1 protein-coding gene is annotated in these 2506 nt (G+C 47.3%); it reads right to left on the reverse strand.

What is annotated here, in order from left to right:
* Window positions 1–132: 132 nt before the first annotated feature.
* Entirely contained in the window at window positions 133–2064 is a 1932-nt protein-coding gene (locus tag C8D99_RS15035) for an NACHT domain-containing protein (RefSeq protein ID WP_133959317.1), read from the reverse strand.
* Window positions 2065–2506 lie beyond the last annotated feature (442 nt).

Raw genomic sequence — 2506 nt, forward strand, 5'->3', positions numbered from 1 at the left:
TGGTCTTCGGGAAGCCAGTCCTCAATGGACTGGGGGAGTATGTACGGAGTCGCTCTGTCTACTGTCTGGAATCTGGTCACCATGCTCTTTCGCCGCCTTTGGTCGGGATGAGTCTATTTTATCCGATGTGGCCTAAGTCCGACAGGCTCCTAGATAGGATGTAAATTTGAATCCATAATCGTCAATGAGAATTCGCAGAATTGTAGGCGTTTGAGATGGTCGCTTGTCACAGTAGTCTAGCAAAAGGCTGAGCGCATTTCGAGCATCCCATTCTTCGGCGGATGCAAAGCGGCTGAGCACGTTCAAGATGGAGGGAGAAGGCGTGGCGTCCGAATTCTTAGCGAAGGAGATTCCGGCAAAATCCACTGGTTCGGGTTCCAGTCCATCGATTCGCTCTTTTATCCACACCAGGGTATCGGTACGCTTAGTGAACCAAAAAACCTCAAGGAGATGGAGGAGTCCCTCTTCGTTGCCATTCTTCACAAATTCTGTCCATAGTTGAGCGACGTGCGGGTGCATAACCTCAATGATGTTTTCGCTGTCGAAGGCATCGAGAACCGGGTTGATGGAGTCTATGAGAAGGGATCGCCGTTTAGGAAAAAAGTGCGAGAGGAATGTGCCAAAGCTAAGAACTTTTTTCTTAAAGACAGCCAGGTAAAAGATGTACGTTCGGAGGATCTGGTCTGATATCCGGAGCACCTCGTTTTCATGAAGATCGAACCATTCCAGCTCGTGGAGTCGATTGCCCGTCTCCCAAAAGGCTGCTGCAGAAATGCCGAACACATCCTCAATAAGGCCCATCATCGTATCGTTTGTATGATCCACGGCATTGAAGAACGATGTTATAGCCGCAACACGCAGGAGGTCGGCATTCTCTGGATCGGTGCCTTCTTTGCACAGGTCTTCTCTTATGGAGGTGAAATAACTTTCGTAAAGGGACGACACATCGTTGATTTTACTAAGAGATCCATTTTTCACCACTTCGGCCGCCATCACCGCCAGCCGAGGATTACCGCGAGCTACGCCTGAGATGCGGTCCAAGAAGTGACAATTAGTAATTCTGTATTCCTCGGCGATGAACTCTTTGACCTGCTCGTCGGTAAAGGGGGTTAGTTCAATTGCCTTGAAGTCACCAATTGACCGAGATTTGTCTAGAATTTTCTCGGCAGCGTAGTCTCGTACTGTACTGACAACTTTAATCCGTTGATCTTCTCGCTGATGCTGGAGGAGATCCACAACATAATCAAAATTGCTCACCCTGTTCGCATCATCTACGAGGATGAGAAAACATCCCGGTCTTCTGAAGTAAACTTGGAGATCCGCCCATAATTCTACGTTTCGACTGAAGATACACCGTACCTCGTATTCGGGATGTACCTCGCGGTATCTCCTGCACGCTTCCAGCGCTACGCGTGTTTTCCCCACTCCCGCTCGACCCGATACATGTATCAGGTTTATATTATTCTCAAGTGCTTCAAGCAAAGAGGTAATTTCCTCTTCCCGAAAGTGGAAAGCGTGGTCCAGACGAGTTGCCAACTTGTTGCTGTTGTAGAGGGTAAGAAAGCGTTCGAGGGGCACAATTTGGCCAGTGTCTATGGAGACTCCGAGAAAATCACGAGCAAGCGCAGGGTATTTTTCATAGAGATCGTAGGCCAAGGCGTCAATGCCGAAAAGGTCGAGCATGACGCCTTTTTCTTGGCAGGATTTGGTTAGTTCGTTTTGTTCCCTTGTGCCAATCTTTCCTGTGAAGCAAAAGATGACCCGATTGATCTTATCGACAGGAATTCCAGTCTTGCTCTCGTCGAAACACTTGGCGAGATCATCCTTCATCTTTTTGAACAAACTACTCTGCTGCGTAGTAATCTCGACGAAGATAAATTTGCCATCGGGCGATGCTATGAGGGTATCCGGTGTCCCTGGTCTCACTTTATCCGCAGCAACAACAGAACCGATGGAATTGATGTGCCTAAACCCTCTCTCTGTGAGGTAGGCGTCAGCCAGTTTTTGGAACTTCCCCCCGTCCATTTCTTGTAGAGCTTGTTGGATCTGGTTGATTTTCGACATGCGAAAGCTACCTCCTCGAAAAAACATAAGCCACAGGCCGGCTAACAGACGACTAAACTCCGGGGCGGCGTAGTTAAGGATAGGAAGTGTGAGAACTCTGACTGCAACGATTCTCCGTCATGATTAACGGAGGTTATTTTTTTGAAAAAACTAAAAAAACGCTCCAAGTTCTTTGAAATATCATTGGTTTGCCTACGCGGCAGGACTTCAAATCCACATTGGAATAAAGCATATGATAATCGTTTTAAGCAAATTCTGTCAAATTATTAGATTGTCTTTGCTGTGAATTTTGGCAACCTAGTCGTCAAATGAGGCGCAAAAGACTATGCGAAAGCTTTCAGATCGAAGAGCTATTGTCAAATCTGGTGTATGGGTCATCAGGCGGCGCTCCTGTCTGATTGGTCCGATACACGAATTCCGTCCTTGAAAATTACTCCTGTGA

The organism is Aminivibrio pyruvatiphilus (genome assembly GCF_004366815.1).
Classification (GTDB): Bacteria; Synergistota; Synergistia; order Synergistales; family Aminobacteriaceae; genus Aminivibrio; species Aminivibrio pyruvatiphilus.

Excerpts from the sequence above, each read along its gene's own strand:
- C8D99_RS15035 (WP_133959317.1), bottom strand. The coding sequence starts at position 2,064 with ATGTCGAAAATCAACCAGATCCAACAAGCTCTACAAGAAATGGACGGG.